Annotated in this window: 28 protein-coding genes, 1 other RNA gene and 1 riboswitch; of the genes, 17 read left to right on the forward strand and 12 right to left on the reverse strand. The window is 69.7% G+C overall.

What is annotated here, in order from left to right; translation table 11 throughout:
* Nucleotides 1-11 precede the first annotated feature (11 nt).
* Entirely contained in the window at nt 12-2,141 is a 2,130-nt protein-coding gene (ligA, locus tag COA07_RS09475; protein WP_066710205.1) for an NAD-dependent DNA ligase LigA, read from the reverse strand.
* A 158-nt stretch (nt 2,142-2,299) separates the two neighbouring features.
* Nucleotides 2,300-2,731: an RrF2 family transcriptional regulator gene (locus COA07_RS09480; protein ID WP_066710208.1), complete on the reverse strand. Its 432-nt coding sequence runs from the start codon at nt 2,729-2,731 to the stop codon at nt 2,300-2,302.
* A 45-nt stretch (nt 2,732-2,776) separates the two neighbouring features.
* Here COA07_RS09480 and ssrA point away from each other — a divergent pair.
* Nucleotides 2,777-3,145: a transfer-messenger RNA gene (gene ssrA / locus COA07_RS09485) on the forward strand.
* A 77-nt stretch (nt 3,146-3,222) separates the two neighbouring features.
* On the opposite strand, the gene COA07_RS09490 is transcribed toward ssrA, so the two are convergent.
* The 5 genes from COA07_RS09490 to COA07_RS09505 all read right to left on the reverse strand — a co-directional run bounded on the left by COA07_RS09490 (nt 3,223) and on the right by COA07_RS09505 (nt 6,790).
* Complete coding sequence (locus COA07_RS09490) at nt 3,223-4,113, reverse strand: bestrophin family protein (protein WP_066710211.1); 891 nt, start codon at nt 4,111-4,113, stop codon at nt 3,223-3,225.
* Nucleotides 4,110-4,340: a hypothetical protein gene (locus COA07_RS09495; RefSeq protein WP_066710214.1), complete on the reverse strand. Its 231-nt coding sequence runs from the start codon at nt 4,338-4,340 to the stop codon at nt 4,110-4,112. Before COA07_RS09495 ends, COA07_RS09490 begins: the two co-directional genes overlap by 4 nt.
* Nucleotides 4,341-4,531: 191 nt before the next feature.
* Nucleotides 4,532-4,696, reverse strand: a complete 165-nt coding sequence (locus tag COA07_RS18260; RefSeq protein WP_169803515.1) for a hypothetical protein — start codon at nt 4,694-4,696, stop codon at nt 4,532-4,534.
* Nucleotides 4,697-4,748: 52 nt separating this feature from the next.
* Nucleotides 4,749-5,537 carry an SDR family oxidoreductase gene (locus COA07_RS09500; RefSeq protein WP_066710221.1) on the reverse strand — a complete coding sequence of 263 codons (789 nt, stop codon included), beginning with the start codon at nt 5,535-5,537 and terminating at the stop codon, nt 4,749-4,751.
* A gap of 107 nt (nt 5,538-5,644) precedes the next feature.
* Nucleotides 5,645-6,790: an acyl-CoA dehydrogenase family protein gene (locus tag COA07_RS09505; protein WP_066710234.1), complete on the reverse strand. Its 1,146-nt coding sequence runs from the start codon at nt 6,788-6,790 to the stop codon at nt 5,645-5,647.
* Between the two features lie 142 nt (nt 6,791-6,932).
* On the opposite strand from COA07_RS09505, the gene COA07_RS09510 reads away from it, so the two are divergent.
* From COA07_RS09510 to COA07_RS09520, 3 genes are all read left to right on the forward strand, one after another.
* Nucleotides 6,933-7,760: an SDR family NAD(P)-dependent oxidoreductase gene (locus COA07_RS09510; RefSeq protein WP_066710224.1), complete on the forward strand. Its 828-nt coding sequence runs from the start codon at nt 6,933-6,935 to the stop codon at nt 7,758-7,760.
* Entirely contained in the window at nt 7,757-9,238 is a 1,482-nt protein-coding gene (locus COA07_RS09515; RefSeq protein ID WP_307718165.1) for an MFS transporter, read from the forward strand. Before COA07_RS09510 ends, COA07_RS09515 begins: the two co-directional genes overlap by 4 nt.
* A 182-nt stretch (nt 9,239-9,420) precedes the next feature.
* Entirely contained in the window at nt 9,421-9,957 is a 537-nt protein-coding gene (locus COA07_RS09520) for a CHAP domain-containing protein (RefSeq protein WP_066710239.1), read from the forward strand.
* A 19-nt stretch (nt 9,958-9,976) separates the two neighbouring features.
* Here COA07_RS09520 and msrB read toward each other — a convergent pair whose 3' ends face one another.
* Nucleotides 9,977-10,471, reverse strand: a complete 495-nt coding sequence (gene msrB, locus COA07_RS09525) for a peptide-methionine (R)-S-oxide reductase MsrB (protein WP_066710227.1) — start codon at nt 10,469-10,471, stop codon at nt 9,977-9,979.
* A 91-nt stretch (nt 10,472-10,562) separates the two neighbouring features.
* Between msrB and COA07_RS09530 the strand changes: the two genes are divergently transcribed.
* The 12 genes from COA07_RS09530 to COA07_RS09585 all read left to right on the forward strand — a co-directional run bounded on the left by COA07_RS09530 (nt 10,563) and on the right by COA07_RS09585 (nt 19,106).
* Nucleotides 10,563-10,841, forward strand: coding sequence for a hypothetical protein (locus tag COA07_RS09530; protein ID WP_096640857.1), 279 nt, complete (start codon nt 10,563-10,565; stop codon nt 10,839-10,841).
* Between the two features lie 32 nt (nt 10,842-10,873).
* The gene (locus tag COA07_RS09535) at nt 10,874-12,136 is read left to right on the forward strand and encodes a glutamate-5-semialdehyde dehydrogenase (RefSeq protein ID WP_066713273.1); all 1,263 of its coding nucleotides are present in this window, start codon (nt 10,874-10,876) and stop codon (nt 12,134-12,136) included.
* Between the two features lie 22 nt (nt 12,137-12,158).
* Nucleotides 12,159-12,779, forward strand: coding sequence for a nicotinate-nucleotide adenylyltransferase (locus COA07_RS09540; RefSeq protein WP_083957031.1), 621 nt, complete (start codon nt 12,159-12,161; stop codon nt 12,777-12,779).
* A 9-nt stretch (nt 12,780-12,788) separates the two neighbouring features.
* Nucleotides 12,789-13,184 carry a ribosome silencing factor gene (rsfS, locus tag COA07_RS09545; protein WP_066713279.1) on the forward strand — a complete coding sequence of 132 codons (396 nt, stop codon included), beginning with the start codon at nt 12,789-12,791 and terminating at the stop codon, nt 13,182-13,184.
* A 39-nt stretch (nt 13,185-13,223) separates the two neighbouring features.
* Nucleotides 13,224-13,649: a 23S rRNA (pseudouridine(1915)-N(3))-methyltransferase RlmH gene (locus COA07_RS09550; RefSeq protein WP_066713282.1), complete on the forward strand. Its 426-nt coding sequence runs from the start codon at nt 13,224-13,226 to the stop codon at nt 13,647-13,649.
* Between the two features lie 5 nt (nt 13,650-13,654).
* Nucleotides 13,655-14,770 (forward strand): murein hydrolase activator EnvC family protein, encoded by a 1,116-nt coding sequence (locus COA07_RS09555; RefSeq protein ID WP_096640917.1) that lies wholly within the window; start codon nt 13,655-13,657, stop codon nt 14,768-14,770.
* Nucleotides 14,771-14,869: 99 nt separating this feature from the next.
* Nucleotides 14,870-16,255, forward strand: coding sequence for a S41 family peptidase (locus tag COA07_RS09560; protein WP_066711298.1), 1,386 nt, complete (start codon nt 14,870-14,872; stop codon nt 16,253-16,255).
* Nucleotides 16,252-16,749 carry a disulfide bond formation protein B gene (locus tag COA07_RS09565; RefSeq protein ID WP_066711297.1) on the forward strand — a complete coding sequence of 166 codons (498 nt, stop codon included), beginning with the start codon at nt 16,252-16,254 and terminating at the stop codon, nt 16,747-16,749. The genes COA07_RS09560 and COA07_RS09565 overlap by 4 nt, the downstream gene beginning before the upstream one ends.
* Entirely contained in the window at nt 16,746-17,279 is a 534-nt protein-coding gene (locus COA07_RS09570) for a demethoxyubiquinone hydroxylase family protein (protein ID WP_066711300.1), read from the forward strand. Before COA07_RS09565 ends, COA07_RS09570 begins: the two co-directional genes overlap by 4 nt.
* Before the next feature lie 4 nt (nt 17,280-17,283).
* Nucleotides 17,284-17,733 carry a hypothetical protein gene (locus COA07_RS09575; protein ID WP_066711294.1) on the forward strand — a complete coding sequence of 150 codons (450 nt, stop codon included), beginning with the start codon at nt 17,284-17,286 and terminating at the stop codon, nt 17,731-17,733.
* Between the two features lie 42 nt (nt 17,734-17,775).
* The gene (locus COA07_RS09580) at nt 17,776-18,288 is read left to right on the forward strand and encodes a DUF2306 domain-containing protein (RefSeq protein WP_066711292.1); all 513 of its coding nucleotides are present in this window, start codon (nt 17,776-17,778) and stop codon (nt 18,286-18,288) included.
* A gap of 17 nt (nt 18,289-18,305) precedes the next feature.
* Nucleotides 18,306-18,389, forward strand: a riboswitch (ZMP/ZTP riboswitch).
* Between the two features lie 24 nt (nt 18,390-18,413).
* The gene (locus COA07_RS09585; protein ID WP_066711290.1) at nt 18,414-19,106 is read left to right on the forward strand and encodes a DJ-1/PfpI family protein; all 693 of its coding nucleotides are present in this window, start codon (nt 18,414-18,416) and stop codon (nt 19,104-19,106) included.
* Nucleotides 19,107-19,142: 36 nt separating this feature from the next.
* On the opposite strand, the gene COA07_RS09590 is transcribed toward COA07_RS09585, so the two are convergent.
* A complete protein-coding gene (locus tag COA07_RS09590; protein ID WP_066711288.1) occupies nt 19,143-19,775 on the reverse strand; it encodes a DedA family protein in 633 nt (210 codons plus the stop codon).
* Nucleotides 19,776-19,855: 80 nt separating this feature from the next.
* Between COA07_RS09590 and COA07_RS09595 the strand changes: the two genes are divergently transcribed.
* Entirely contained in the window at nt 19,856-20,650 is a 795-nt protein-coding gene (locus COA07_RS09595; protein WP_066711286.1) for an aldo/keto reductase, read from the forward strand.
* A 257-nt stretch (nt 20,651-20,907) separates the two neighbouring features.
* Here COA07_RS09595 and COA07_RS09600 read toward each other — a convergent pair whose 3' ends face one another.
* From COA07_RS09600 to COA07_RS09610, 3 genes are all read right to left on the reverse strand, one after another.
* Nucleotides 20,908-22,320: a UdgX family uracil-DNA binding protein gene (locus COA07_RS09600; RefSeq protein WP_066711284.1), complete on the reverse strand. Its 1,413-nt coding sequence runs from the start codon at nt 22,318-22,320 to the stop codon at nt 20,908-20,910.
* Between the two features lie 46 nt (nt 22,321-22,366).
* Complete coding sequence (locus COA07_RS09605) at nt 22,367-22,852, reverse strand: hemerythrin domain-containing protein (protein ID WP_066711282.1); 486 nt, start codon at nt 22,850-22,852, stop codon at nt 22,367-22,369.
* Nucleotides 22,853-22,916: 64 nt separating this feature from the next.
* A complete protein-coding gene (locus COA07_RS09610) occupies nt 22,917-24,170 on the reverse strand; it encodes a putative DNA modification/repair radical SAM protein (RefSeq protein WP_066711299.1) in 1,254 nt (417 codons plus the stop codon).
* Between the last annotated feature and the right edge of the window lie 55 nt (nt 24,171-24,225).

Below are 24,225 nucleotides of genomic sequence, written 5' to 3' on the forward strand. Positions count from 1 at the left end.
TTCAAACAGGCTCAGCCGGCGGCGGCGACGATCGCCTGCCAGCCCGCTTCGTCGACGACGCGGATGCCCAGATCGGCGGCCTTCTTCGCCTTCGATCCCGCGCCGGGGCCGGCGACGACCAGATCGGTCTTCTTCGATACCGAACCGGCGACATGCGCGCCCAGCGCCTCCGCCTGCGCCTTCGCCTCGTCACGGCTGAGCGTTTCCAGCGTGCCGGTGAACACCACGGTCTTGCCCGACACGTCCGACGCGCGCGTTTCGACCGTGAAGGGCGGGGGCGTCACCTGCGCCAGCAGATCGTCCCACACCGCGCGATTGTGCGGTTCGTGGAAGAAATCGGCCAGCGCATGGCCGACCGCGGCGCCGACATTCTCGACGCCGATCCGCTCGGCCAGCGCCTTGTTCAGCCGGGTGCGGTGGCGTGCCTCGGTTTCGCCCAGCACCGCCGGGGTCGCGTCGCGCAGCGCGATCAGCTCGTCGGCCAGCGCGGCGAGGGCGGGAAGGGTGACATAGCGTTTCATCAGGTCGCGTGCCGTGACGATGCCGATGTGGCGGATGCCGAGGCCGAACAGCAGACGCGCGGCATCGGGTTCGCGCCGCGCGTCGATCGCGGCGATCAGCGCGTCCACCGACTTGGCCTGCCACCCCTCTCGCCCGACCAGTTCGTCGCGGTGCGCGGCGAGGCGGAAGATATCGGCCGGCTCGGCGATCCAGCCGAGATCGAGGAACTCCGTCAGCGTCTTTTCGCCCAGCCCGTCGATGTCGAGCGCGCCGCGGCTGACGAAATGCTTGAGCCGTTCGAGCCGCTGCGCCGGGCAGATGAGGCCGCCGGTGCAGCGCACGTCGACCTCGCCTTCCTCCGCCACCGCCTCGCTGCCGCAGATCGGGCAGTGATCGGGGAAAGCGAAGGCGGGGCGATCGGCGTCGCGCGGTAGCACCTCGACGATCTGCGGAATGACGTCGCCGGCGCGTTGCAGGACGACGCGGTCGCCGACGCGCGCGTCGAGCCGCGCGATCTCGTCTCGGTTGTGCAGCGTGGCGTTGGTGACGACGACGCCGCCGACGGTCACGGGGGTCAGCCGCGCGACGGGAGTCAGCTTGCCGGTACGGCCGACCTGGATGTCGATCGCCTCCAGCGTGGTCTGCGCGCGCTCGGCGGGGAATTTGTGCGCGATCGCCCAGCGCGGCGCGCGCCCGATGCTGCCCAGCCGCGCCTGCCAGTCGAGCCGGTCGACCTTGTAGACGACGCCGTCGATATCGAACGGCAGATCGGCGCGCGCGGCCTCGATCGCGCGATAGACCGCCAGCGCGGCGGCGGCGTCGGCGCCATGCGCGAAGGCGTCGGCGACCGGAAAGCCCCAGCCGCGCAGTGCCGCGACGATCGCGCCCTGCGTATCGCCGGGCAATGCGCTCGCCTCGCCCCAGCCATGCGCCAGGAAGCGCAGCGGACGGGCGCGGGTGACCGCGGCGTCCTTCTGCCGCAGCGATCCGGCGGCGGCGTTGCGCGGGTTGGCGAACTGGCGCGCTTCCTTGCCCGCCTCCGCCGCTTCGGCCACGAGTCGGGCGTTGAGCGCGGCGAAGGCGGCCTTTTCCATATAGACCTCGCCGCGCACCTCGAACACGTCGGGCGCGTCATCGGGCAGGGTCGCGGGAATGTCCGCGATGGTGCGCACGTTGGCGGTCACGTCCTCCCCCACCGCGCCGTCGCCGCGGGTCAGCGCGCGGACCAGCCGGCGATCCTCGTACCGCAGCGAACAGGACAGGCCGTCGATCTTGGGTTCGGCGGTCAGCGCGACCGGTTCGTCCGCCGACAGCTTCAGGAAGCGGCGGACGCGCGCGACGAACTCCGCCACCTCTTCATCGGAAAAGGCGTTGTCGAGGCTCATCATCGGGCGCGCGTGCGGGACCTTGGCGAGGTGCGCGGCGGGTGCGGCGCCGACCTGCCGGCTCGGCGAATCGGCGCGGACCAGATGCGGGAAGGCCGCCTCCAGCGCGTTGTTGCGGCGGACCAGCGCGTCGTAATCGGCGTCGCTGATCTCCGGCGCGTCATCGGTGTGATAGGCGCGATTGTGGTGCGCGATCTCGGCGGCGAGGCGTTTCAGCTCGGCGGCGGCGTCGTGATCGGTGGCGGGCAGCGTCATGCCGCACGGGGTAGGCGATCCGCGTTCGGGGGGGAAGATGGCGAGGGGGGCTGGTTGTGGCCCGACGCGGCCAAGCCGCGTCGTCAGACCTCGCCTGGGCGAGGTTGGCCGGGCCGGCGCCTTCGGGCGCCGCATGGCTGCGGCGGCCCGCGCCGGCCTTACGCCGCGACCAGATCCTCGGCGGTGGCATCCGCAAGGCTGGTGCCGTCCAGGATGCGCGCGGTTTCGTCGCGTACGCGCATCATCGCGTGGCGAATCGCGCAGTCCGCCTCGCTCTTGCAATCCTTGCACGGGCGATAGGCGGTGCGGCTGACGCACGGGACCAGCGCCAGCGGCCCTTCGATGATGCGGATGATCTCCCCCAGCGAAATCAGGTGCGCCGGGCGCGACAGGCAATAGCCGCCCATCTTGCCACGATGGCTGTGCAGCAGCCCGGCATCGCGCAGATCGGCGAGGATCAGCTCAAGGAACTTGCGCGGCACGTTCGCCTCGGCAGCGATGCGGGTCATCGGAATCGGCGGCGAACCCGCCGGGGCGGTGGCCAGGAACAGCATCGAACGAAGGGCGTAACGCGACCGCTGGGTAAGCATACACCATTATATACAGGGATATTGTGGCGGACAAATGGCCATCGCGGCCTTTGCGTTCGCGCGCGCGGCCCCTATATGTGGTCGTGCCGGGTTCCACCCGGCTATGGCGATAAACCATGGCGTAGAATAGATGCAGCGGACCCGGGGGCAGTACCCGGCGGCTCCACCATCTGCGCCGCATGGCCGGCGCGTTACACGCGCGACGGCGGCGGCGTAGCTGACGGGGCCGAACCAGGATCGACGTGTATTGAAAGGCGCCGTCTTCGCTCGGAATGGGACCACCGCAACGGCCCATTACACAAGTGCCAACGATAACGAAGCACTCGCGATGGCGGCGTAACTGATGGCCTAACGGCCTGACGTTACACCAAAATAGCGCGGTTGGACCCCACCGGGCAACAGAAGGGGATTCCAGCGGTACGGGAGGCACCGGGCAACAGAAGCCTCCCACTCACGCCCCTTGCTTCAGTGCGTTCGCCGCACCCCGCTGTTCACCACAGCACATGCCCGTCGGGTTGCAGCGGCGGCGGGGCGTCGTAGCCGGCGGATTGCAGCAGGTCGATTTCGATCGTGCGGCACATCGCGGTCAGCGGGACGTCATGGACGGTGTTGGCGAACGGATCGACCAGATCGTCGGCGACCTGCAACCCGGCGAGGAACATGAACCCGGCCAGCGACGATCCGATCGGCGTCGCCCATTCCAGCGTGTCGACCAGCCCGATCGGCAGCAGCAGGCACAGCAATTTGGTGAAGAACACCGGGAAGCTGCGATATTGCGCGGGCAGCGGCGTGTTCTTCAGCCGCTCCATCCCGCCCTGCGCATTGGCGATATCGACCATTACATGCTCGATCTGCGTTTGCTGGATGGAGTCGATCAACCCTTCGCGGCGGATATCGGCGATCATCCGCGAACTGCCGTCGAGCAGCGCATTGGCCGGGTTGGTGCGCGCCAGCGCCCCCGCCGCGGCATCCGCCCCCAGCAGGCGCGCGATCTCCGGCGCGGGATCCTGACGGCGCAGCTGGCAGCGCAGCGCATGGACGTAGGCGATCTGGCGCCGCACGATCAGTCGCTTCATCGACGCCGCCGATGCGTGATCGTCGGGGACGAACGCCATGACCGCGCGCGACAGGCTGCGCGAGGCGTTGATCATCGCCCCCCACAGGGTGCGCGCCTCCCACCAGCGTTGATAGGCCGAATTGGTGCGGAACCCCAGGAACAGCCCCAGCACCGTGCCGAACAGCGTGACCGGCAGCGCGGGCGCGGAGAACGGCAGCGCGTAATAGAAGAGGGTGACCGCCGAATCCCAGACGAACAGCACCGCCAGCGTGCGCCAGGCGGGATAGAGCGTATGGCGGATACGCGGCGCGCGGCCGACGATCATGCGATCGCGTCGTCCTGATCCAGCCGGTCGCCCAGCATCGTGCGCACGCCCAGCAGCATGACGATCCCCGCCCCCTTCCAGAAATCCGCCGCTAGACCCGGCGTCAGTTCCTGCTGAATGCGCACGAAGCCGATGATGACCAGCACGCCCAGCGCGATGATCGGCAGGGCTTCCACGTCGCGCCAGGTGATCGGTTCGTCATGCGTATCGACGAGGTAGTGAAGCATCGCTGCGTCCCCGGTGATGGCGGAAGCGCATGATGTGCGGGCGCGGCGGTTAACGGGTCAACGGTGTGCCGTAGCGCAGCAACACTATATTGCGTTGCAGCGAAACGGCGTTGCGCGCGCCTTTCCGATGTTGCCGAAACCTTGCTGCGTTGCACCAAACTCGGTCGGAATCGACGGAATGGCGGAAGTAGCTATTCGTTGTGCGTCAGCGAGGATTTGCGCGAAATCGCCTCCCCGTCGGGTTGCCCCCTGTCGAGCGTGTCGGCAGGGCGGCGGGCGTCGCCGGCGCGCTGATGGTCGGTGGAGGTATTGGGGCGGCGGGTTTCCGTCGTCGGGCGCGTTTCGTCCTGGCGCATCGCTAGGTCTCCTTCGTGCCGGATCAACGGGTTGGGCCGCCGCCCCGTTCCGTCAGGCGTCGATGCTGGTGCCCAGGCTGGCGTTGACGATGCCGCCGTCGACCGCGATCGTCTCCCCGATCACATAGTCGCCCGCGCGGCTGGCGAGGTAGATGGCGGTGCCGGCCATATCCTCGTCCGCGCCGATGCGGCGCGCCGGGATCGCCTTGGCCACCGAATCCCCATGGTCGCGCGCGGCGCGGTTCATTTCGCTCGCGAAGGCGCCGGGGGCGATCGAGGTGACGTTGATCCCGTCCTTCACCAGCCGCGCCGCCAGCCGCTTGGTCAGGTAGATCAGCGCCGACTTGGAGGCGTGATAGCTGTACGTCTCCCACGGGTTGAGCCGCAGCCCGTCGATCGAGGTGATGTTGATGACCTTCGCGGGGGTGCCGCCGGCCGCGCCCGCCTTCAACAGGCCGTGCAGCGCCTGGGTAAGGAAGAACGGCGACTTGACGTTGAGGTCCATCACCTTGTCCCAGCCGCTTTCGGGAAACTCCTCGAACGGCACGCCCCACGCCGCGCCGGCATTGTTGACGAGGATGTCGAGTCGTTCCTCGCGCTCCGCCAGCGCGGCGGCGAGCGCGCGGCAACCGTCGACGGTCGACACGTCCATCGGCAGCGGTACGCAGTTCGGCCCGAGTTCGGCGGCGGTGTCCTGGCACGCCGGCGCCTTGCGGCTGGAGATATAGACCTTCGCGCCCTGCGCGATGAAGCCGGCGGCGATCATCTTGCCGATGCCGCGGCTGCCCCCGGTGACCAGCGCGATGCGGCCGTCGAGGCGGAACAGGTTGGTGGTGTCCATGAATTCGTCTCCTGAAAAGACCTCACCCCGGCGACGGCCGGGGTCTCGCGCCGCGCAGGACCGCCCTGACGCTCGAGACCCGACCCTTTGCCAGGTAACGGAAGCGATCAGCCGCCGCGCTTGAGCGTTTCGCGCGCGATGATGAGTTGCTGGATCTGGCTGGTGCCTTCGTAGATGCGGAACAGCCGCACGTCGCGGTACAGCCGCTCGATCCCGTAGTCGGCGATATAGCCGGCGCCGCCGAAGATCTGCACCGCGCGGTCGGCGACGCGGCCGACCATCTCGCTGGCGAAATATTTCGCGGCGGCGGATTCGAGCACGACGTCCTCGCCCGCATCCTTGGCCCGTGCGGTCTGCAGCACCAGCGCGCGCGCGGCCAGCGCCTCGGTCTTCGAATCGGCGATCATCGCCTGGATCAGCTGGTGTTCGGCGATCGGCTTGCCGAACTGGCGGCGTTCCGCGGCATAGGCGACGCTGTCCGCGATCAGCCGCTCGGCGACGCCGATGCACACCGCCGCGATGTGCAGCCGCCCGCGATCGAGCACGCGCATCGCGATCTTGAACCCTTCGCCCTCCGCGCCCAGCCGGTTGGCGACCGGCACGCGCACGTCGTCGAAATGGACGTCGGCGACCTTCGCGCCCTTCTGCCCCATCTTGCGTTCCGGCTCGCCCACCGACACGCCGGGCAGGTCGCGCGGCACGAGGAAGGCGGAGACGCCGCGCCCGCCCGCTTCCTCGCCGGTGCGCGCCATGACGGTGAACAGGTCGGCACGATCGGCATTGGTGATGTAGCGCTTGCCGCCCGACAGGCGATAGACGTCGCCGTCGCGCACCGCGCGGGTGCGCACCGCGCCCGAATCGCTGCCCGCTTCCGGCTCGGTCAGCGCGAAGCTGGTGATGACGTCGCCGCTGGCGATGCGCGGCAGCCATTGTTCCTTCTGTTCGGGGGTGCCCGCCATCACCAGCCCCTGGCTGCCGATGCCGACGTTGGTGCCGAAATTGGAACGGAACGCCGGGGTGGTGCGCCCCATCTCGATCGCGACCAGCGCCTCTTCGGCCATGGTCAGGCCCAGCCCGCCATATTCCGGGGCGATCGACAGGCCGAACAGCCCCATGTCGCGCATGTCCTGCACCACCGCATCGGGGATCGCGTCGTCCGCCTCCACCTGTGCTTCCAGCGGGCGCAGCCGTTCGGTGACGAAACGGCGCACCGTGTCGATGAGCGCGTCGAAGGTTTCGGGATCGAGTGCCATGGCGCGCATCTAGCCATATTTCGCCAAGGGAGGCAAACCCGATATTCGAACCATGCCGTGTTGACCGAGAAATCCGCCATACTATGATGCCGAAAGACCGGACCCGGCAAGATGGCCGGGCCGGCGTTCGCAGGAGAGTGGGATGCGGCTTCAGGGCAGGCGCGCGGTGGTGACGGGTGGTGCATCGGGCATCGGGCGCGCCACCGCGCTGCGGTTGGTGGACGAAGGTGCCGAGGTGTGGATCGGCGACATCGACCGCGATGCGGGCGAGGAGATCGCCGAGACATCGAACGGACGGATCCATTTCCGGCATACCGACGTCACCGACGAAGCGGCGATCGCGGCGCTGCTGGCGGCGGCGGACGCGGCGGGCGGGCTGGACATCGTGTTCAACAATGCCGGTGCAGGCGGCGCGCGCGAACGGATCGACGAAATCGCCGCCGCCGACTGGGACCGGACGCAATCGCTGCTGCTGCGCTCGGTCGCGCTGGGCATCCGCCATGCCGCGCCGCTGATGGCGAAGCGCGGCGGCGGGGCGATCGTCAACACCTCCAGCGTGTCGGCGCTCGGCAGTGGCTATGCCCCGATCGCCTATTCCACCGCCAAGGCCGGCGTGCTGCACCTGACCAAGCTGGCGGCGGCGGAGCTGGCGCGGCACCGCATTCGCGTCAACGCGGTCGTCCCCGGGTTCATCACCACCAACATCTTTACCCGCGACCTGGAGACGTCCGAGGAAAAGCGCCAGATGGCCAACCAAGCGATTGCCGGGATCGCCGCCAAGGCGCAGCCGGTGCAGCGCGCCGGCCGGCCCGAGGATATCGCGGCCGCGGTCGCCTATCTGGCGAGCGACGATGCCGCGTTCGTCACCGGTACGCACATCCTGGTCGACGGCGGCATGACGATCGGCACGCGCGCCAGCTGGGACGAAAGCGAGCCATCGCTGTTCACCGCGCTGGACGCGTTCAAGTGACCGACACGGTCGCGCACCCGGCGGGCAATGCGCCGCGCGTCCGGCGGCTGACGCCGGGAACGATGGCCGGCTATGGCGTGGGCGCGACCGCTTACGGGGTCAAGGACGCCGGCTTCGGCACGTTCCTGCTGCTGTTCTACAACCAGGTCGTGGGCGTGCCGGCGGCGACGGTCGGCTTCGTCGTGATGTGTGCGCTCATCATCGACGCCTTCGTCGATCCCACCGTCGGCTTCCTGTCGGACCGCACGCGCGGGCGATGGGGGCGGCGGCATCCGTGGATGTATGGCGCGGCCTTGCCGATCATGATCGGCTGGCTGCTGCTGTGGAACCCGCCGGCCGCGCCGCAGCAGCTGGTGCTGGGGTGGCTGTTCGCGGTCGCGGTGATCGTGCGTTCGGCGGTCAGCGCCTATGAGGTGCCCAGTCAGGCGCTCGCCGCCGAACTGTCCGGCGATTACGACGAGCGGACGCGGATCATGGCGTACCGCTATCTGTTCGGCTGGGCGGGCGGGTTGCTGATGCTGGTGTCGGCCTATCTCTATTTCCTCAGCCCCACTCCCGGCTATCCCAACGGGCTGCTCAACCCGGCGGGCTATCGCAGCTTCGCGATCGCCGGGGCGGTGGTGATGGGGACGACGATCCTGCTGTCGGCGCTCAGCACGCATCGCGAAATCCCCAACCTGCCGCAGCAGCCCGCCGACGACCGGTCGCTGCGCGACAGTTTCCGCGATATCGGCGCGACGCTGAAGAACCGCGCGTTCGTGACGCTGATGCTGGCGGGGATCTGCGCTTATACCGCGCAGGGGCTGGTCTATGCGCTGTCCAACTATCTCTACAGCTTCGTCTGGGGGCTGCGCGGCATGAAGTTCGTGCTGCTCAGCCTGTCGCTGTTCGCGGGCGTGGCGTGCGCGTTCGTGGTGGCGCCGCGGATCGGCGCGAAACTGTCCAAGCCGCGCGCGGCGGCGGTGGCCGCGTTGACCAGCGTGGTGTTCGGCACCGCGCCTTATTGGCTGCGGCTGGCGGGGCTGTTCCCCGCGGTGGGCGATCCGGCGCTGCTGCCGGTGCTGTTCACGTTGGTGGCGATGGGCACCGCGTTCAGCGTCACCGCATACATCCTGGGCGCGTCGATGCTGGCCGATGTGGTGGAGGATGCCGAGCAGCGCACCGGGCGCCGTTCCGAAGGGATGTTCTTCGCCGGCGGTTTCTTCGTCCAGAAATGCACCAGCGGGATCGGCATCTTCGTCTGCGGGCTGATCCTGGCCGCCGCGGGCTTCCCCGAAAAGGCGGTGCCGGGGCAGGTGCCGGTCGCGGTGCTCGATCGGCTGACGCTGATCTATGCCAGCTGCTACGTCGTGTTCGCGATCCTGGCGTCGTTCTTCTATTCCCGCTTCCCGTTCGGGCGGCGTGAGCATGAATTGCGGATGGCGCGGCTGGCGGGGGCGCCGGTGGTCGATTCGGCGCCGCGCGAACCGTTCGCCTAAGACCAACGTCGCAGGGACCGGCAGCGTCGCTGCCGCGCTTTTCCGGCGGCGCAGCGGTTCGTCGCCGGTCATACTCCGTTCATCCGAATTGGTTCCGCGACCGTTTGCAGGCGTGAACATCCCCGGCTAGCGACACTGCATCAATTCGAGAGACCGGGGGGTCGCCCGTGAAGTTCAAGGTGATGGCAGCGCGTTTTGCGCTGGTGATGTCGTGCGTCCTAGGGACCACCGCGCCGGCGCAGGCCAAGTACCTGCAGTGCGCGCCCTTCGCCCGCGACGTGTCCGGGATCGAGATCCGCGGCAATGCCAATACCTGGTGGGGCCAGGCCGCCGGCCGCTACCAGCGCGGCGATCGTCCGCAAGTGGGGGCGGTGATGGCGTTCAAGGCCGTCCGTTCGATGCCGGTCGGGCATGTCGCGATGGTCAGCCGCATCGTCAGCGACCGCGAAGTCCTGCTGACCCACGCCAATTGGTCGCGGCGCGGCGGGATCGAGCGCAACGTGCGCGCGGTCGATGTGTCGGAAGCCGGCGACTGGAGCAAGGTGCGCGTGTGGTACGCGCCGACCGGCGGGCTGGGCACCACCAGCTATCCGGTCGCGGGCTTCATCTATTCGGGCCGTGCGCCGGCCACTCCGACCGTCGAGGCGCCGCTGCCGCCGGTGACGATCGCGACTGTCGCCGCCGTGCCCGCCGACGGCGTGCTGCCGATCGCGCACTGAGCGATCGGCCGCCGCGCCGTCACGCGGGCCGGAACGTCATCGCCACGCCGTTCATGCAATAGCGCTTGCCGGTCGGGCGCGGCCCGTCGTTGAAGACATGCCCCAGATGCCCGCCGCAGCGCCGGCAGTGCACCTCGACCCGCACCATCCCCAATGTCCGGTCGCTGCGCGTCGCCACGGCGTTATTGAGCGGCGCCCAGAAGCTGGGCCAGCCGGTGCCGCTGTCGAACTTGGTGCGCGACGCGAACAGCGGCTGGGCACAGCCCTTGCACGCGAAGGTGCCCGCGCGATGTTCGTCGTTGAGCGGGCTGGTGAACGGGCGCTCGGTACCTTCCTGGCGCAGCACCGCATAAGCGGCGGGGCCAAGCTGCGCGCGCCATTGCGCGTCGGTTTTCGTCACCGCGAAATGTTCGGCGGCCTCGGCCGGGCGGCTCCCGCAGGCGACCAGCGCCGAGGCGAGCGTGCCGAGCCCGGCGGCGGCGAGGAAGTGGCGGCGATCGAGCGGCTGGTTCATCGCAGCGATATAGGAACGCGCGGAGGATCGTCCAGCCGGCGGAACGGGCGGGGATGACAGGGGTTGGTGACCCGTATCTGTGGAGTAACCCATGTCGTTCCAGCAACTTGACCCGCCGCTTCCGGTCCATGTGATCGACAAGGGCGCCGGCTATGCCTTCGCCGTGATCGACTATGGCCAGGAGCATAACCTGATCTGGGTCACCGCGATCAACGACACCGGAGAGATCTGGTGCGCGCCCAATCCGCGGGTGCGGTTGCAGGCGAACTGGACGATGGGGCGCGCACGCCCGCCGGCGGTCGCGGCGGCGGCGCCCGGCGACTGCGCCGCGCCGGTGCTGCGCGCGGAGCCGGTCGACAAGCCGAATTGAGGTTGCCGGGCCCCCCGTGTTAGGGGCGGCGCATGTTAGACAGCCAGACCCCCGCCGCCCTGATCGCCGCCATGGCGATGCGGGGCCGCGCCGCATCGCGGTTGCTGGCCCGCGCGCCGGATGCCGACAAGGCGCGCGCGCTGGTGATGGCCGCCGATGCGATCCGCGCGGCTGCGGGTGACATCATCGCCGCCAATGCCGCCGACGTGGCGCGGGGCGAGGCGAACGGCCTGTCGGGCGCGATGCTTGACCGGCTGCGGCTGGATCAGGCGCGGATCGGCGCGATGGCGGACGGGATCGCGGCGGTGGCGGCGCTGGCCGATCCGGTAGGACAGGTCATCGACATGGCGACACGCCCCAACGGCCTGGCACTGTCGCGGGTGCGCGTGCCGATCGGGGTGATCGGCATCATCTACGAAAGCCGCCCCAATGTGACCGCCGATGCCGCGGCACTGTGCGTGCGGTCGGGCAATGCGGTGATCCTGCGCGGCGGATCGGAGGCGGTGGAGAGCAACCGCGCGATCCACGCCGCGATGGTCGCCGGGATCGCGGCCGCCGGGCTGCCCGCCCATGCGGTACAATTGGTGTCGACGACCGACCGCGCCGCGGTGGGCGCGATGCTGGCGGCGGAGGGGGCGATCGACCTCATCATCCCGCGCGGCGGCAAGAGCCTGGTCGCGCGTGTCCAGGCCGAGGCACGGGTGCCGGTGCTGGCGCATCTGGACGGGATCAACCATGTGTTCGTCCACGCCTCCGCCGATGCGGCGATGGCGCGCGACGTCGTGGTCAATGCCAAGATGCGGCGCACCGGCGTGTGCGGCGCGATGGAGACGTTGCTGATCGACCGGGCCTATCCCGACCCCGCGGCGCTCATCATCGCGCTGAAAGAGGCGGGGTGCGCGGTGCGAGGCGATGTGGGCGAGGATGCGATCGGCGCGCTGGTGGAGCCGGCGAGCGAGGCGGACTGGGACACCGAATATCTCGATGCGATCTGCTCGGTCGCGCTGGTCGACGGACTGGACGGCGCGCTGGCGCATATCGCGCGCCACGCATCGGGGCATACCGATGCGATCGTCGCCGCCGACGCCGCCGTCGCCGAGCGGTTCCTGGCGGAGGTGGATTCGGCGATCGTGCTGTGGAACGCGTCCACCCAGTTCGCCGACGGCGGCGAATTCGGGCTGGGGGCGGAAATCGGCATTGCCACCGGGCGGCTCCATGCGCGCGGACCGGTCGCGCTGGAAGGGCTGACGACGTACAAGTGGCTGGGCCGCGGGACCGGGCAGGTTCGGCCTTGACCCCAGTCGTGGCGGGCGCGCGGTGACGCGCCGTATCGGGTTGATGGGCGGATCGTTCAACCCGGCGCATCGCGGGCACCGCCACGTCGCGCTGTCCGCGATCCGCGCGCTGGCGCTGGACGAGCTGTGGTGGATCGTGTCGCCGGGCAACCCGCTGAAGCCCGTGCGCGGCATGGCACCGTTCGCCGCGCGGCTGGCATCGGCGCGCGCGATGGCGCGCCGCGCGCCGATCCGCGCCACCGATATCGAGGCGCGGCTGGGCACCCGCTACACCGCCGACACGCTGCGCGCGATCGTGCGCCGCTACCCGCGGGATCGCTTCGTCTGGATGATGGGCGCGGACAATCTGGCGCAGTTCGACCGGTGGCAGCGGTGGCGCGACATCGCGCGAACGATGCCGATTGCGGTCGTCGCGCGTCCGGGGTATGATGGCGACGCCCTCGCGGCCCCCGCGATGGGATGGCTGCGGCGCTATCGGCGGCCCGTACGCCAGGCGAGGAATTGGCCCGAGTGGAGTGTGCCAGCGCTGGTGCTGCTGCGTTTCCGCCCCGACCCGACATCCGCGACGAAGCTTCGCGACGTCGACCCCGACTGGCATGTGCGATACGCCGATCCCATATCCCCCGCCACAACGGCAATCTGAGGAGCCATCTTGCCCGCCACCGAACCCGCCGACCGACCCGCTGCCGCCACCGGCGATGGAGTCGAGGCGCTGCACCAGCTGGTCCTGCAGTCTCTGGACGACGACCAGGCGGTCGACACCATCTCGATCCCGCTGGCCGGCAAATCGTCGATCGCGGACCATATGGTGATCGCCAGCGGCCGGTCGACGCGGCAGGTCGCGTCGATGGCGTCCAAGCTGGCCGAACGCATCAAGGGCGAGACCGGCCGCTCCGCGCGGATCGAGGGGCTGCCCAATGCCGACTGGGTGCTGATCGACGCGGGCGACGTGATCGTCCACCTGTTCCGCCCCGAGGTGCGCAGCTTCTACAATCTGGAGCGGATGTGGTCGTTCGGCGATGCGCCGGCGGCAACCGGCACCGCCTGACCATGACAGACCGCACGGCGGCGCGCTGAGGGCGCCGCCATGTTGCTGCATATCGTCGCGCGCGGGCGGATCGGGCGATCGCCCGAGGCCGAACTGGTCGACCGCTATATGAAGCGGATCGCCTGGCCGACGCGCGTCAGCGAACTGCCCGACCGGGGCGGGCGCGAGCCGGATCGCCCGCCCGCGCAGGGCCGCCGCATCCTGCTGGACGAAAAGGGCGAGGTGCTGGCGTCGATGGCGCTGGCCGAACGGATCGGGCGGTGGCGCGACGACGGCGTGCGCGAGGCGCGCTTCCTGATCGGCGCGGCGGACGGTTTTTCCGATGCCGAGCGCGGCGAGGCGGACCTGCTGCTGTCGTTCGGGCGCGCCACCTGGCCCCACCTGCTGGCGCGCGCGATGCTGGCGGAGCAATTGTTCCGCGCGACCAGCATCCTGGCCAACCACCCCTACCACCGCGAGGGGTGAGGCGCGTGCGGCGGGCGATCCTGCTGGCGACCGGCGCCGTCGGCGTGGCGCTGGCGCTGGCCGGCGCGGTGTCCGCCTATACCGCTGCCGACCTGCGCGGGGCGAAGGCGGCGGTGGCGGCGGCGCAGCGGCGCGCGGCGGCGCTGGACGCCCGCGCCGACCGCGCGACCGACCCGGGCGAGCGCGCGCGGCTCCAGACGCTGGCGGTGGCCGCGCGCGTCGATGCGGCGGAGGCGGAGGTGACGGCGGGGCGGGTGCGCCGCGGGTTGATCGGCACGCTGCTGGCGGCACGGCGCGCGGCGCTGGCGCAGCAGCAGGGGCCGGTCGCGCAGCTGATCGCGACGCTGACGTCGCTGGCGCGGCGTCCGGCGGTGGCGACGCTGACGCAGCCGGGCAGCATCGACGACCTGGTGCATGTGCAGGCGGTCCTGTCCAGCACGTTGCCCGCGGTGGAGGCGCGTACCGCGGCGCTGCGCGGCGAGCTGGCGCAGGCGCGCGCGTTGCAGGCGAGCGCGGGCGTCGCCGCGCGGGAGTTGGAAGCTGGGCGCGCGGGGCTGATCGAGGCGCGCGCGCAGCTGGCGGTGCTGACCGACCGCGACGATGGCGACGACGCCCGCGCGCTGGCGCTGGGCGAGGCGGCGCGCGACGCGGTCGACCGGCTGGCGACGGTGGGGGGCGGGCAAGCGGTGCTGGGCGACCTGATCGCGCTGCCCGGCCCACCGGTGGCGCGCGCGGTCCCGGGCGCGACGGCCACGCCGGCGGCCTATCGCCTGCCGGTGGAGGGCCGGCTGATCACCGGCCTGGGCGAGCTTTCGGACAATGGCGTCAAGGCGCGCGGGCTGACCTTAGCGGTGGCGCCGGGCGCGGCGGTGAGCGCGCCGGCGGGCGGGCGAATCGCCTTCGCGCGGCCGTTCCGCAGCTATGGCGGGGTGGTCATCATCGACCACGGTGATGGCTGGACGACGTTGCTGACCGGGCTGGGCGCGCTGGCGGTACGGCGCGGGCAGGCGGTGGCGGCGGGCGCCGCGATCGGCCGCGCAGCGGCCAGGGACGGCGCGCAGGTGACCGTCGAGTTGCGGCGGCAGGGCGTGCCGATGGACATCGCGCAGCTGGTCGGGTGACGCTCAGCCGCGGTTCAGGCGCGTAGCTGCTATGACAGCGCGTGTCTTTCCGCTACATCCCGCGGTCCCACCCCTTCGTCGCAGGATCGACCCGTTCGCATGAAGTCCAAGCTGCTCCAGGCCGCCGCGCTGGTCACGGGCATCGCCATGATCCCCGTCGCCACCGGAGCGATGGCCGCGGCCGATACCGCCACCTATCGCGAGATGGACAAGTTCCTGGACGTCTATAACCGCGTGAAGGCGGATTACGTCGACAAGGTCACCGACGAACAGCTCATCAAGGGCGCGATCGACGGGATGCTGGCGGCGCTGGACCCGCATTCCAGCTATGTCGACGGGTCCGATTACGACAATCTGCGCATCCAGACGCAGGGCAGCTACGGCGGGCTGGGGCTGACCGTGTCGATGGAGGACGGCGCGGTGAAGGTCGTCGCGCCGCAGGAGGACACCCCGGCGGGGCGCGCCGGGATCAAGTCCGGCGACTATATCACGCATATCGACGGCAAGCTGATCTACGGCGGCACGCTGGACGAGGCGACGGCGCAGATGCGCGGCAAGCCGGGCAGCAAGGTGACGCTGACGCTGGTACGTCCCGGCCGCGACAAGCCGATCATCGTCACGCTGACCCGCGAGGTGATCGTCCAGCGCCCGGTCAAATGGGAAGTGAAGGGCGACGTCGGCTATATCAACATCAACACCTTCTCCGAACAGACCGGGGCGGATACGCGCGCGGCGATCATGGCGATCGACAAGTCACTGGGGCATCGCCCGCTGGGCTATGTCGTCGACCTGCGCGACAATGGCGGCGGCTTGCTGGACCAGGCGATCGCGGTGGCGGATGCGTTCCTGGAGCGAGGCGAGATCGTGTCGCAGCGCGAGCGCGAGGCGGCGAACACGCAGCGTTACTATGCCAAGCCGGGCGACGACGCGCACGGTCTGCCGGTGATCGTGCTGACCGATGCGGGCACCGCCTCCGCCAGCGAGATCGTCGCGGGTGCGTTGCAGGATCACCATCGCGCGCTGGTGATGGGCGAGCGGACGTTCGGCAAGGGTTCGGTCCAGACGCTGCTGCAACTGGGGCCGCGCACCGCGCTGCGGCTGACGACGGCGCGTTACTATACCCCGTCCGGGCGCAGCGTGCAGGAAGGCGGGATCGAGCCGGACATCCGCGTGCCGCAGCTGTCAGACCCTGACTACAAGAGCCGCCCGGTGTTCCGCGAGGCCGACCTGCGCCGCCACCTGATCAACGAGATCAAGGCGCCCGACAATGCGGTGCTGGAGGAGGACGTGAAGAACGATCCGCGCTTCGCCGCTACGCCGGAGGCGCTGGAGAAGCAGGGGATCAAGGATTTCCAGCTGTGGTATGCGCTCAAGACGATCGCGCGGCTGGGCGGCCCGACGCAGGTCGCCGCGGTGACCCAGTCGATGGCGGCCAAGGCTGCTGCCGACAAGGCCGTCGCTGACAAGGCGGGCGGGACGAAATGACCCGCGCGGCAAGTGCGATCGGGCTGCGCAACGCCCGCCTGCTGGCGCTGGTGATCCCCGCGGCGCTGCTGGGCGGGGCATGGGCGTTCCAGCTGCTGGGCGGCCTGTACCCGTGCGAGATGTGCCACTGGCAACGCTGGCCGCATTATGGCGCGCTGGCGCTGGCGGTGCTGGCGTTCGTGACCGGCGGCGCGCGGGTGAAGGCGACGCTGGTGGCTGGGGCGGCGGCGCTGATCGCAATATCGGGGCTGATCGGCGTGTTCCACGCCGGGGTCGAATATCACTGGTGGCAGGGCATCACCGCCTGCACCCAGACGGTGTCGACGACCGGCCTTTCCACCGATCAGGCGCTGCGCGACCTTCTGGCCGCGCCGATCGTTCGGTGCGATGCGGCGCAATGGGCGCTGTTCGGCGTGTCGCTGGCGGGGTGGAATGCGATCCTATCGCTGACCGGCGCGGCGGTGATCGTATCGCAGCTGTGGAGGCGTGGATGACCTGGAAGCCCGGAGATCGCCCGGCGGCGACCGATGCGATGATCCGCGTCGACCAGGCCGGCGAATATGGCGCCACCCGTATCTATGCCGGGCAGCTGGCGATCATGGGGCAGCGTTCGCCGATGGCGCGCAAGATTTCCGCGATGGCGTTGCAGGAAGAGCGCCACCGCGCGTTCTTCGACCGGATGATCGCCGAACGCGGCGTGCGTCCGACGATCCTGCAGCCCTTCTGGGACGTCGCCGGCTTCGCGCTGGGCGCGGTGACCGCCGCGATCGGGCCGGAAGCGGCGATGGCGTGCACCGCCGCGGTCGAGACCGAGATCGACAAACATTATGCTGAGCAGTTGGTCGTGCTGGGCGACAGCGACCCGGAGCTGTCCGAGGCGATCGCCGAATTCCAGGCCGAGGAACTAGAGCATCGCGACACCGCGCTGGCCAGCGGCGCGGAGGATGCGCCCGCCTATCCGTTGATGTCCGCCGCGATCCGGCTGGGATGCCGTATCGCCATCGCCACCGCCAAGAGGATCTGACCCGATGCGCCGCCCGGCCGTATTCCTGCTTTTCGCGCTGCTGCCCGCGGCCGCGCTGGCCCAGAGCGGGCCGCCGTCCCCCGGCACCCCGCGCATCGCCAAGACCACCGCGGCCGATGGCGTGTCGCGCGGCGCACCGGTCAACGGCGTGCTGACGCTGTACGGCAACGAACGCTGCCCCACCAACGCCAATGGCGAGGAGATCGTGGTGTGCGTCCGCCGCCCGGCGGAGGAACAGTTCCGTATCCCCAAGGAATTGCGTAATTTCGAGGTGACGCCGGAAAACCAGAGCTGGGCCGCGAAGGAAGCCGCGAATCAGGCCGTCGGCAATGTCGGCGTCGGCACCTGCTCCACCGTCGGCGCGGCCAGCGCGACGGGGTGTATCGCGCAGAATGCCACCCGCTGGAAGCGCGAGCGCCGCGCCGCGGCCAAGGCGGAGAATGACGTTCCGTGATCGTGACCACCGTCGGCTGAGACGCGCGTAAGGGGGGAAGCCATGACTACGACCGCGGCGGCGGTGCGCCGGGACCGGGCCAGCCTGGCACCGGCCCGCATCGATGGGATATTGTCGGCGGGTGCGGTGATCCTGCTGGTCGCGGCGTTGGCTGCGATCGTCCGGGGGGCATCGCAATGGGGGCAGGTGCCCGCGATCGTCTGGCTGCACCTTGCGACGATATTGGTGGCGGTCGCGCTGACCCCGGTGATGCTGCTGCGCCCGCGCGGGACGCCGCGGCACCGCGCGCTGGGAACGATCTGGGTCATCGCGATGCTGGCCACCGCGATCAGTTCGCTGTTTCTCCACGTCAGCGGGCCGGGGCGGTTCAGCGTGATCCACCTGCTGTCGATCTGGACGCTGGTGCAGGCGCCACTGATCTGGTGGAGCGCGCGGACCCACCGGGTCGAACGTCACCGGCGCGCGGTACATGGCATGGTGATCGGTGCGCTGCTGATCGCGGGCTTCTTCACCTTTCCGTTTCACCGCCTGCTGGGGCAGTGGCTTTTCGGCTGACGCGCCGCTATCGTTGCCGCGGCTCGCGTGACTGGCGCTTCAGCGGATCACCGCAGGGGAACGCGGCCGACGATGTTTCGCCGCGCGCCTGGGCACCCCTTCGTTGACGAAAGGAGCCTGTCGCCATGACCACCGAACCGCTGCGCATCGCCTTCCTGCTGTTTCCCGAGGTGACCCAGCTGGACATGACCGGGCCGGCGCAGGTGCTGTCGCGGCTGGGCAACGCGCGGCTCGATCTGGTCGCGGCGACGCTGGAGCCGGTGCCGACCGATGCGGGTTTCTCGATCCTGCCGACCGCCACCTTCGCCGACGTGTCCGGGGCCGACATCCTGTGCGTGCCCGGCGGGTTCGGCACGCACCGCGCGATCGCCGACGATGCCACGATCGACTGGGTCGCGCGCATCGGCGCGGATGCGCGCTGGGTCACCAGCGTGTGCACCGGATCGCTGGTGCTGGGCGCGGCCGGGTTGCTGCGCGGATACAAGGCGGGATGCCACTGGGCGCAGCGCCACATGCTGCCGCTGTTCGGTGCCGAGCCGGTGGCCGAGCGGGTGGTGATCGACCGCAACCGCGTGACCGGCGGGGGCGTCACCGCGGGAATCGACTTCGCGTTGCGGCTGACCGCGCTGGTCCGTGGCGAGGCGCATGCGCGGGCGGTGGAGCTGGCGCTGGAATATGACCCGCTGCCGCCGTTCGACGCCGGATCGCCCGAGCGCGCCGGCGTGGCGGCGGTGGAGGCCTATGAACGGCGCGTCGCCCAGCTGGCGCCGGGGCGCGACGACCAGTTGCGTGCGCTGGCCGCGCGGCGCGGGTTCTGACGATACCCGTGCTCCGGCGTCCGCCGGACCACGGCGCTACCCCGCCTTCTTCAGCCCGCGCACGCGATGCCAGACGTAGAAGGCGATCGCCGCCACCAGCACCACCCCGATCGCGGCATCGGCGCGGTGGAAGAACGCCTTCAGCCGCGGGTCGCTGTTCCATTTGTCGCCCAGCACCATGCCGATCCACGCCAGCAGCAGGCAGAACGGCCAGCTGCCGACGAAGGTATAGACGTGGAACGGGATCAGCTTCATCCGCGCCACCCCGGCGGGGAAGGCGATGAAGGTCCGCACCACCGGCAGCATCCGCCCGATCAGGATCGCCCACGATCCCCAGCGGTTGAAGAACCGGTCCGCCAGATCCAGCTCGCCCGGGCCGATCAGCACGTAGCGGCCGAACTTCTCCGCCATCGGCCGTCCGCCGCGCCGCCCGATCTCATAGGCGACGATCGACCCCAGGTTGCAGCCGAGCGCCCCGGCGGTCGCGGCGAGGAACAGGTTCATCTGCCCGGTGGACACCAGATAGCCGGCGAACGGCATGATGATTTCGGACGGCAGCGGGATGCAGGCGCTCTCGATCGCCATCAGCAGCGCGACGCCCCAATAGCCGCCGGCGGAGATCACGGAGATGGCGAAGCCGGCAAGCGCGGCCAGGATCTTTTCGACCATGCGCGCCGCTTGCGTCAGCGCGCCGCGAAAGGGAAGCACGAAGTGCGGAACCGCGGCGCGCCAGCAACGGTTCGTTGCGAATGACCGACCTGACGCTCAACGATGGCCGCACCATGCCCCAGCTGGGGCTGGGCACGTATCAGATCCCCGATTCGCAGGTGGCGCCGGTGGTGCGCGCCGGGCTGGACCTGGGCTTCCGGCTGGTCGACACCGCCGCGCTGTACCACAACGAACGCGGCGTCGGCGAAGGGCTGGCGCATGACGACGTGTGGCTGACCACCAAATTGTGGCACGATCGGCATGGCGATGCGGCCGGCGCGCTGGACGAAAGCCTGGCGCTGCTGGGGCGCGACCATGTCGACCTGTATCTGATCCACTGGCCGCACCCGGCGGGCGGGCAGTTCGTGGACGCATGGAAGGCGCTGGTCGCGCTGCGCGACGCCGGCAAGGCACGCTCGATCGGCGTGTCGAACTTCCTGCCCGAGCATCTCGACGCGATCATCGCCTCGACCGGCGTGACCCCGGCGGTCAACCAGATCGAACTGCATCCGACGTTCCAGCAGCGCGACGTGCAGGCCTATAATTCCGACCACGGCATCGTCACGCAGAGCTGGAGCCCGCTGGGGCAGGGCGAGACGCTGAAGGACGAGCGGATCACACGCATCGCCGAACGCATCGGCGCCACCCCCGCGCAGGTCATCATCGCCTGGCACCTCGCCAAGGGGCTGTCGGTGATCCCCAAGGCCGCCGACCCCGCGCATCTGGAGAGCAACTGGCGTGCGCAGGAGGTGTCGCTGTCGGCCGAGGATGTCGCGGCGATCGACGCGATGGACGATCCGAAGGGACGGATGGGGCCAAATCCGCGGGAATTGTGAAGCCCAGTCGTCATCCCGGCGAAGGCGAGGACCGTCCGGCGACCGGCGCACCATTTCCAACCCGTAGGCTCGCGCCTTCGCGGGACCAGGGCAGGACCCTTTCATCATGCCGGACTTGTTCCGGCATCGATGTCTCCGCGAACGAACACGCCGCTGCTCTTGCGGCACCATGGACCCCGGCCTTCGCCGGGGTGACGGATGAGAATGGCGGGCAATCCGACCAGCCAAGGATCGCCCTTTCGCTGGGGTGACGCGCTTCATCCCATCGCGGCCTGCGCGCCCTTCAGATCCTCCACGAACTTCGCATATTCCGCTTCCTTCGCCGCCGGATCGGGCAGGCGCAGCAGATAGCTGGGGTGGACGGTGACCCATGCCGCGCCGCCATCGGGCAGCGTCTGCACCCGCCCGCGTTCGCGCCCGATCGTCATCGCCCGGCCGAACAGGCTGCGCGCGGCGGTGGCGCCCAGCGCGACCGTCATGCGCGGGCGCAGCAGCAGGCGTTCCTGCTCGATCCACCAGCGGCAGGCGTCGATCTCGCCCGCGTCGGGCTTGGCATGGATGCGGCGCCGGCCGCGCGGCTCGAACTTGAAATGCTTGACCGCGTTGGTGACGTAGGCGGCGGCGCGGTCGATCCCGGCATCGGCGATCGCGCGGTCGAACACCTGACCCGCCGGGCCGACGAACGGGCGACCGGCCACATCCTCCTGATCGCCCGGCTGTTCGCCGACGAACATCAGCGGCGCGTCGAGCGGCCCTTCACCGAACACGGTCTGCGTCGCCGGGCGATGGAGCGGGCAGCGCGTGCAACCCGCCGCCTCGTCGCGCAGCGCCGTCCACGCCGCCGCCACGTTGCCGCCCGCCGCGACCCGATCGGTGTCGACGCGATCCTGTGCCGTGGCGATCATCCCGCTCTCCCGCGCCTGTGCCGTTGCCAGCAACTGCGGCACCAACGCGGTTTCGGGCATGTTTTTCCAGTATTTGCGCGGCATCTCCTTCAGCATCGCGCCGACCTTGACCCGCGCCGGGTTGAAGATGCTGGCGTAATAGGTCTTCCACACCTCCTCGACCGGATCGCCTTCGGGCGCGTCGGCGCGCGCCGCACCCGGCCCCTGCGCCAGCGCGGCGCCGTCCCAGTGGAGCGAAACCTCCGGCGTCAGGATCGACCAGCGCATCGAGGCGAAGCGGTTGACGAAGAAGGCGGCGTTGGCGCGCACGATGTGGTGATCCGGTTCGAACCACGCGACATAGCGCGTCGCGCCGTCCGCTTCCTCGACCGAGCGAAAGCGCAGGAAGGCGCGCATCTTGTGGATGTCGCGGCGCACCGCCTTGGCCAGTTCCTCCAGCCGGCGGACCAGCGGGTCGGCGTGATCGTCGGTCAGCCGCGGCGCATCGCGCAGCCGCCACAACAGCGTGTATAGCAGCGCGAACCGCTGCGGATCGCGGTGTAGCGCGGCGTCGTCGGCTAACGAGAGGAACGCGCGCGGCACGCGGAAGGTAGAGGCAGGGGCGGGGGCCGTCGCGGCCGCCGGGGTTTCTGCAAATAGATCCGCGGGCGCATCGCCCACCTGCCACACGACGCGCTCGGGCGCGACATGGTCGGCGATCAGCGCGCGCGCAGCGCTGCGCCAGGCGTCGATGTCGTCGGGGGCGGAAAGGGTGACGGTACGCATGGCGGCGGGATGGCCGGTCCCGGTCGGGCGGGACCGGCCAGCGCGATCAGTCGCGCTCGTCGCCGCCGGGCGGATTGGCCTTGGCGAGCTCCAATTCCTTGGGCTTGCGCTCCTCATAGGTATCGGCGAGCCGTTCCTCGGTCGCGGTGTCGAGCTCCTTCTCGGCGGCGGGGAACATCTCTTCCTCCTCCTCGTCGATGTGATGTTCGTAGCGGTGACGCATGTGGAAGAATTTGGACTCCCATTCGTCCGACGCGAAATCCTCGTCCATCATCTCGCCGATCAGGTCGTCGACCTCCTTGTGCTCGGCGACCGAGTGGCGCGCGTCGTCGCGCAACTCGGGATTGCCGAGCATTTCGGCGTAGAGCGATTCCTCCTCGGCGGCGGCGTGGCTCTGCACTTCCAGCCGGAACGCCTCGAACAGCTTCTTGCGCTTGGCGCTGTCGCCCTTCAGCTCGGCGATCTCCTTCAGCATCTTGCGCTGCTTGTCGTGATCGCGCTTCAGATCGGCATAGATTGCGGGGGTAGCCATCGGTCGGTCTCCTTCGCCCGCGACAGCGCGCGAGGCGGCAGGTCGTTTCACCCGCGAGCGATTCTCACGCAGCGAACAGTTCCAGCTGGCGGGTCGCCGCCTTGGGCGCGACCAGCGCCGATATGTCGCCGCGGTCGGCGAGCAGCACCGGGCGCCAGTCGTCGGTGACGATGAACGGGCGCACCTTCGCCACCGACACGGTCAGCCGCGCGATATCGTCGAGCCGCAGCCGCCGCCACCGCCGCGCCGACAGGATACGCGCCACCGCCTTCGTCCCCAGGCCGGGGATGCGCCACAGCATTTCGCGCGGCGCGCGATTGACGTCGACGGGGAAGCGATCGCGGAACTTGAGCGCCCAGGCGAGCTTCGGGTCGATATCCAGCGGCAGCATCCCCGTCGTCGCATCGGTCGCGGCGACGACCTCCTGCGGCTGGAATCCGTAGAAGCGCATCAGCCAGTCCGACTGGTACAGGCGATGTTCGCGCATCAGCGGCGGGCGCTGGAGCGGCAGGACGGTCGACGCGTCGGGGATCGGGCTGAACGCCGAATAATAGACGCGCCGCAACCCGAAGCGGTCGTACAGCGTCGAGGCGCGCGCCACGATATCCCCATCGGTCGCGGCATCCGCCCCGACGATCATCTGCGTCGACTGGCCCGCGGGCGCGAAGCGCGGGGCGGAACGATAGCGTTGGCGCGCGTCGCCGGTGTCGATGATCGCGCGCTTCATGTCGCGCATCGCGCCCTCGATCCGCGCGCCGTCCTTTTCCGGGGCCAGCCGCTTCAGCCCGCCCGCGGTCGGCAGCTCGACGTTGATCGACACGCGGTCGGCGTGCAGCCCGGCGAGCCGGACCAGCTCGGGATCGGCATCAGGGATCGTCTTCAGGTGGATGTAGCCGCGGAACTGGTGATCCTCGCGCAGCGAGCGCGCGACCTCGACGATCTGTTCCATCGTGTAATCGGGCGACCGGATGATCCCCGACGAAAGGAACAGCCCTTCGATATAATTGCGGCGGTAGAAGGAGAGGGTGAGGTTCACGACCTCCTGCGCGGTGAAGCGCGCGCGGCGGACGTTCGAGCTTTTGCGGTTGATGCAATAATGGCAGTCGAAGATGCAGCTGTTGGTCAGCAGGATCTTGAGCAGCGAGATACACCGGCCGTCCGGGGCGTAGGCATGGCAGATCCCCATCCCCTCGGTCGAGCCGATGCCCTTGCCGTCCTTCGAATTGCGTTTCGCGGTGCCGGACGATGCGCAGGACGCATCGTATTTCGCCGCATCGGCCAGGATCTCCAGTTTCTGCCGGACGTCGAGCTGCGCCATACGTTCGATATATGTTCCGGCCATCCGCTTGTCGAGGGCGGATCGACCTGCCATG

Origin of the sequence: Sphingomonas adhaesiva (genome assembly GCF_002374855.1) — a bacterium.
Classification (GTDB): Bacteria; Pseudomonadota; Alphaproteobacteria; order Sphingomonadales; family Sphingomonadaceae; genus Sphingomonas; species Sphingomonas adhaesiva.

Bases quoted from the DNA above. Each gene is read 5' to 3' on its own strand.
- ligA (WP_066710205.1), bottom strand. From the start codon at position 2,141: ATGACGCTGCCCGCCACCGATCACGACGCCGCCGCCGAGCTGAAACGC.
- COA07_RS09480 (WP_066710208.1), bottom strand. From the start codon at position 2,731: ATGCTTACCCAGCGGTCGCGTTACGCCCTTCGTTCGATGCTGTTCCTG.
- COA07_RS09490 (WP_066710211.1), bottom strand. From the start codon at position 4,113: ATGATCGTCGGCCGCGCGCCGCGTATCCGCCATACGCTCTATCCCGCC.
- COA07_RS09495 (WP_066710214.1), bottom strand. From the start codon at position 4,340: ATGCTTCACTACCTCGTCGATACGCATGACGAACCGATCACCTGGCGC.
- COA07_RS18260 (WP_169803515.1), bottom strand. From the start codon at position 4,696: ATGCGCCAGGACGAAACGCGCCCGACGACGGAAACCCGCCGCCCCAAT.
- COA07_RS09500 (WP_066710221.1), bottom strand. From the start codon at position 5,537: ATGGACACCACCAACCTGTTCCGCCTCGACGGCCGCATCGCGCTGGTC.
- COA07_RS09505 (WP_066710234.1), bottom strand. From the start codon at position 6,790: ATGGCACTCGATCCCGAAACCTTCGACGCGCTCATCGACACGGTGCGC.
- COA07_RS09510 (WP_066710224.1), top strand. From the start codon at position 6,933: ATGCGGCTTCAGGGCAGGCGCGCGGTGGTGACGGGTGGTGCATCGGGC.
- COA07_RS09520 (WP_066710239.1), top strand. From the start codon at position 9,421: ATGGCAGCGCGTTTTGCGCTGGTGATGTCGTGCGTCCTAGGGACCACC.
- msrB (WP_066710227.1), bottom strand. From the start codon at position 10,471: ATGAACCAGCCGCTCGATCGCCGCCACTTCCTCGCCGCCGCCGGGCTC.
- COA07_RS09530 (WP_096640857.1), top strand. From the start codon at position 10,563: ATGTCGTTCCAGCAACTTGACCCGCCGCTTCCGGTCCATGTGATCGAC.
- COA07_RS09535 (WP_066713273.1), top strand. From the start codon at position 10,874: ATGTTAGACAGCCAGACCCCCGCCGCCCTGATCGCCGCCATGGCGATG.
- COA07_RS09550 (WP_066713282.1), top strand. From the start codon at position 13,224: ATGTTGCTGCATATCGTCGCGCGCGGGCGGATCGGGCGATCGCCCGAG.
- COA07_RS09560 (WP_066711298.1), top strand. From the start codon at position 14,870: ATGAAGTCCAAGCTGCTCCAGGCCGCCGCGCTGGTCACGGGCATCGCC.
- COA07_RS09565 (WP_066711297.1), top strand. From the start codon at position 16,252: ATGACCCGCGCGGCAAGTGCGATCGGGCTGCGCAACGCCCGCCTGCTG.
- COA07_RS09570 (WP_066711300.1), top strand. From the start codon at position 16,746: ATGACCTGGAAGCCCGGAGATCGCCCGGCGGCGACCGATGCGATGATC.
- COA07_RS09575 (WP_066711294.1), top strand. From the start codon at position 17,284: ATGCGCCGCCCGGCCGTATTCCTGCTTTTCGCGCTGCTGCCCGCGGCC.
- COA07_RS09580 (WP_066711292.1), top strand. From the start codon at position 17,776: ATGACTACGACCGCGGCGGCGGTGCGCCGGGACCGGGCCAGCCTGGCA.
- COA07_RS09585 (WP_066711290.1), top strand. From the start codon at position 18,414: ATGACCACCGAACCGCTGCGCATCGCCTTCCTGCTGTTTCCCGAGGTG.
- COA07_RS09590 (WP_066711288.1), bottom strand. From the start codon at position 19,775: ATGGTCGAAAAGATCCTGGCCGCGCTTGCCGGCTTCGCCATCTCCGTG.
- COA07_RS09595 (WP_066711286.1), top strand. From the start codon at position 19,856: ATGACCGACCTGACGCTCAACGATGGCCGCACCATGCCCCAGCTGGGG.
- COA07_RS09600 (WP_066711284.1), bottom strand. From the start codon at position 22,320: ATGCGTACCGTCACCCTTTCCGCCCCCGACGACATCGACGCCTGGCGC.
- COA07_RS09605 (WP_066711282.1), bottom strand. From the start codon at position 22,852: ATGGCTACCCCCGCAATCTATGCCGATCTGAAGCGCGATCACGACAAG.
- COA07_RS09610 (WP_066711299.1), bottom strand. From the start codon at position 24,170: ATGGCGCAGCTCGACGTCCGGCAGAAACTGGAGATCCTGGCCGATGCG.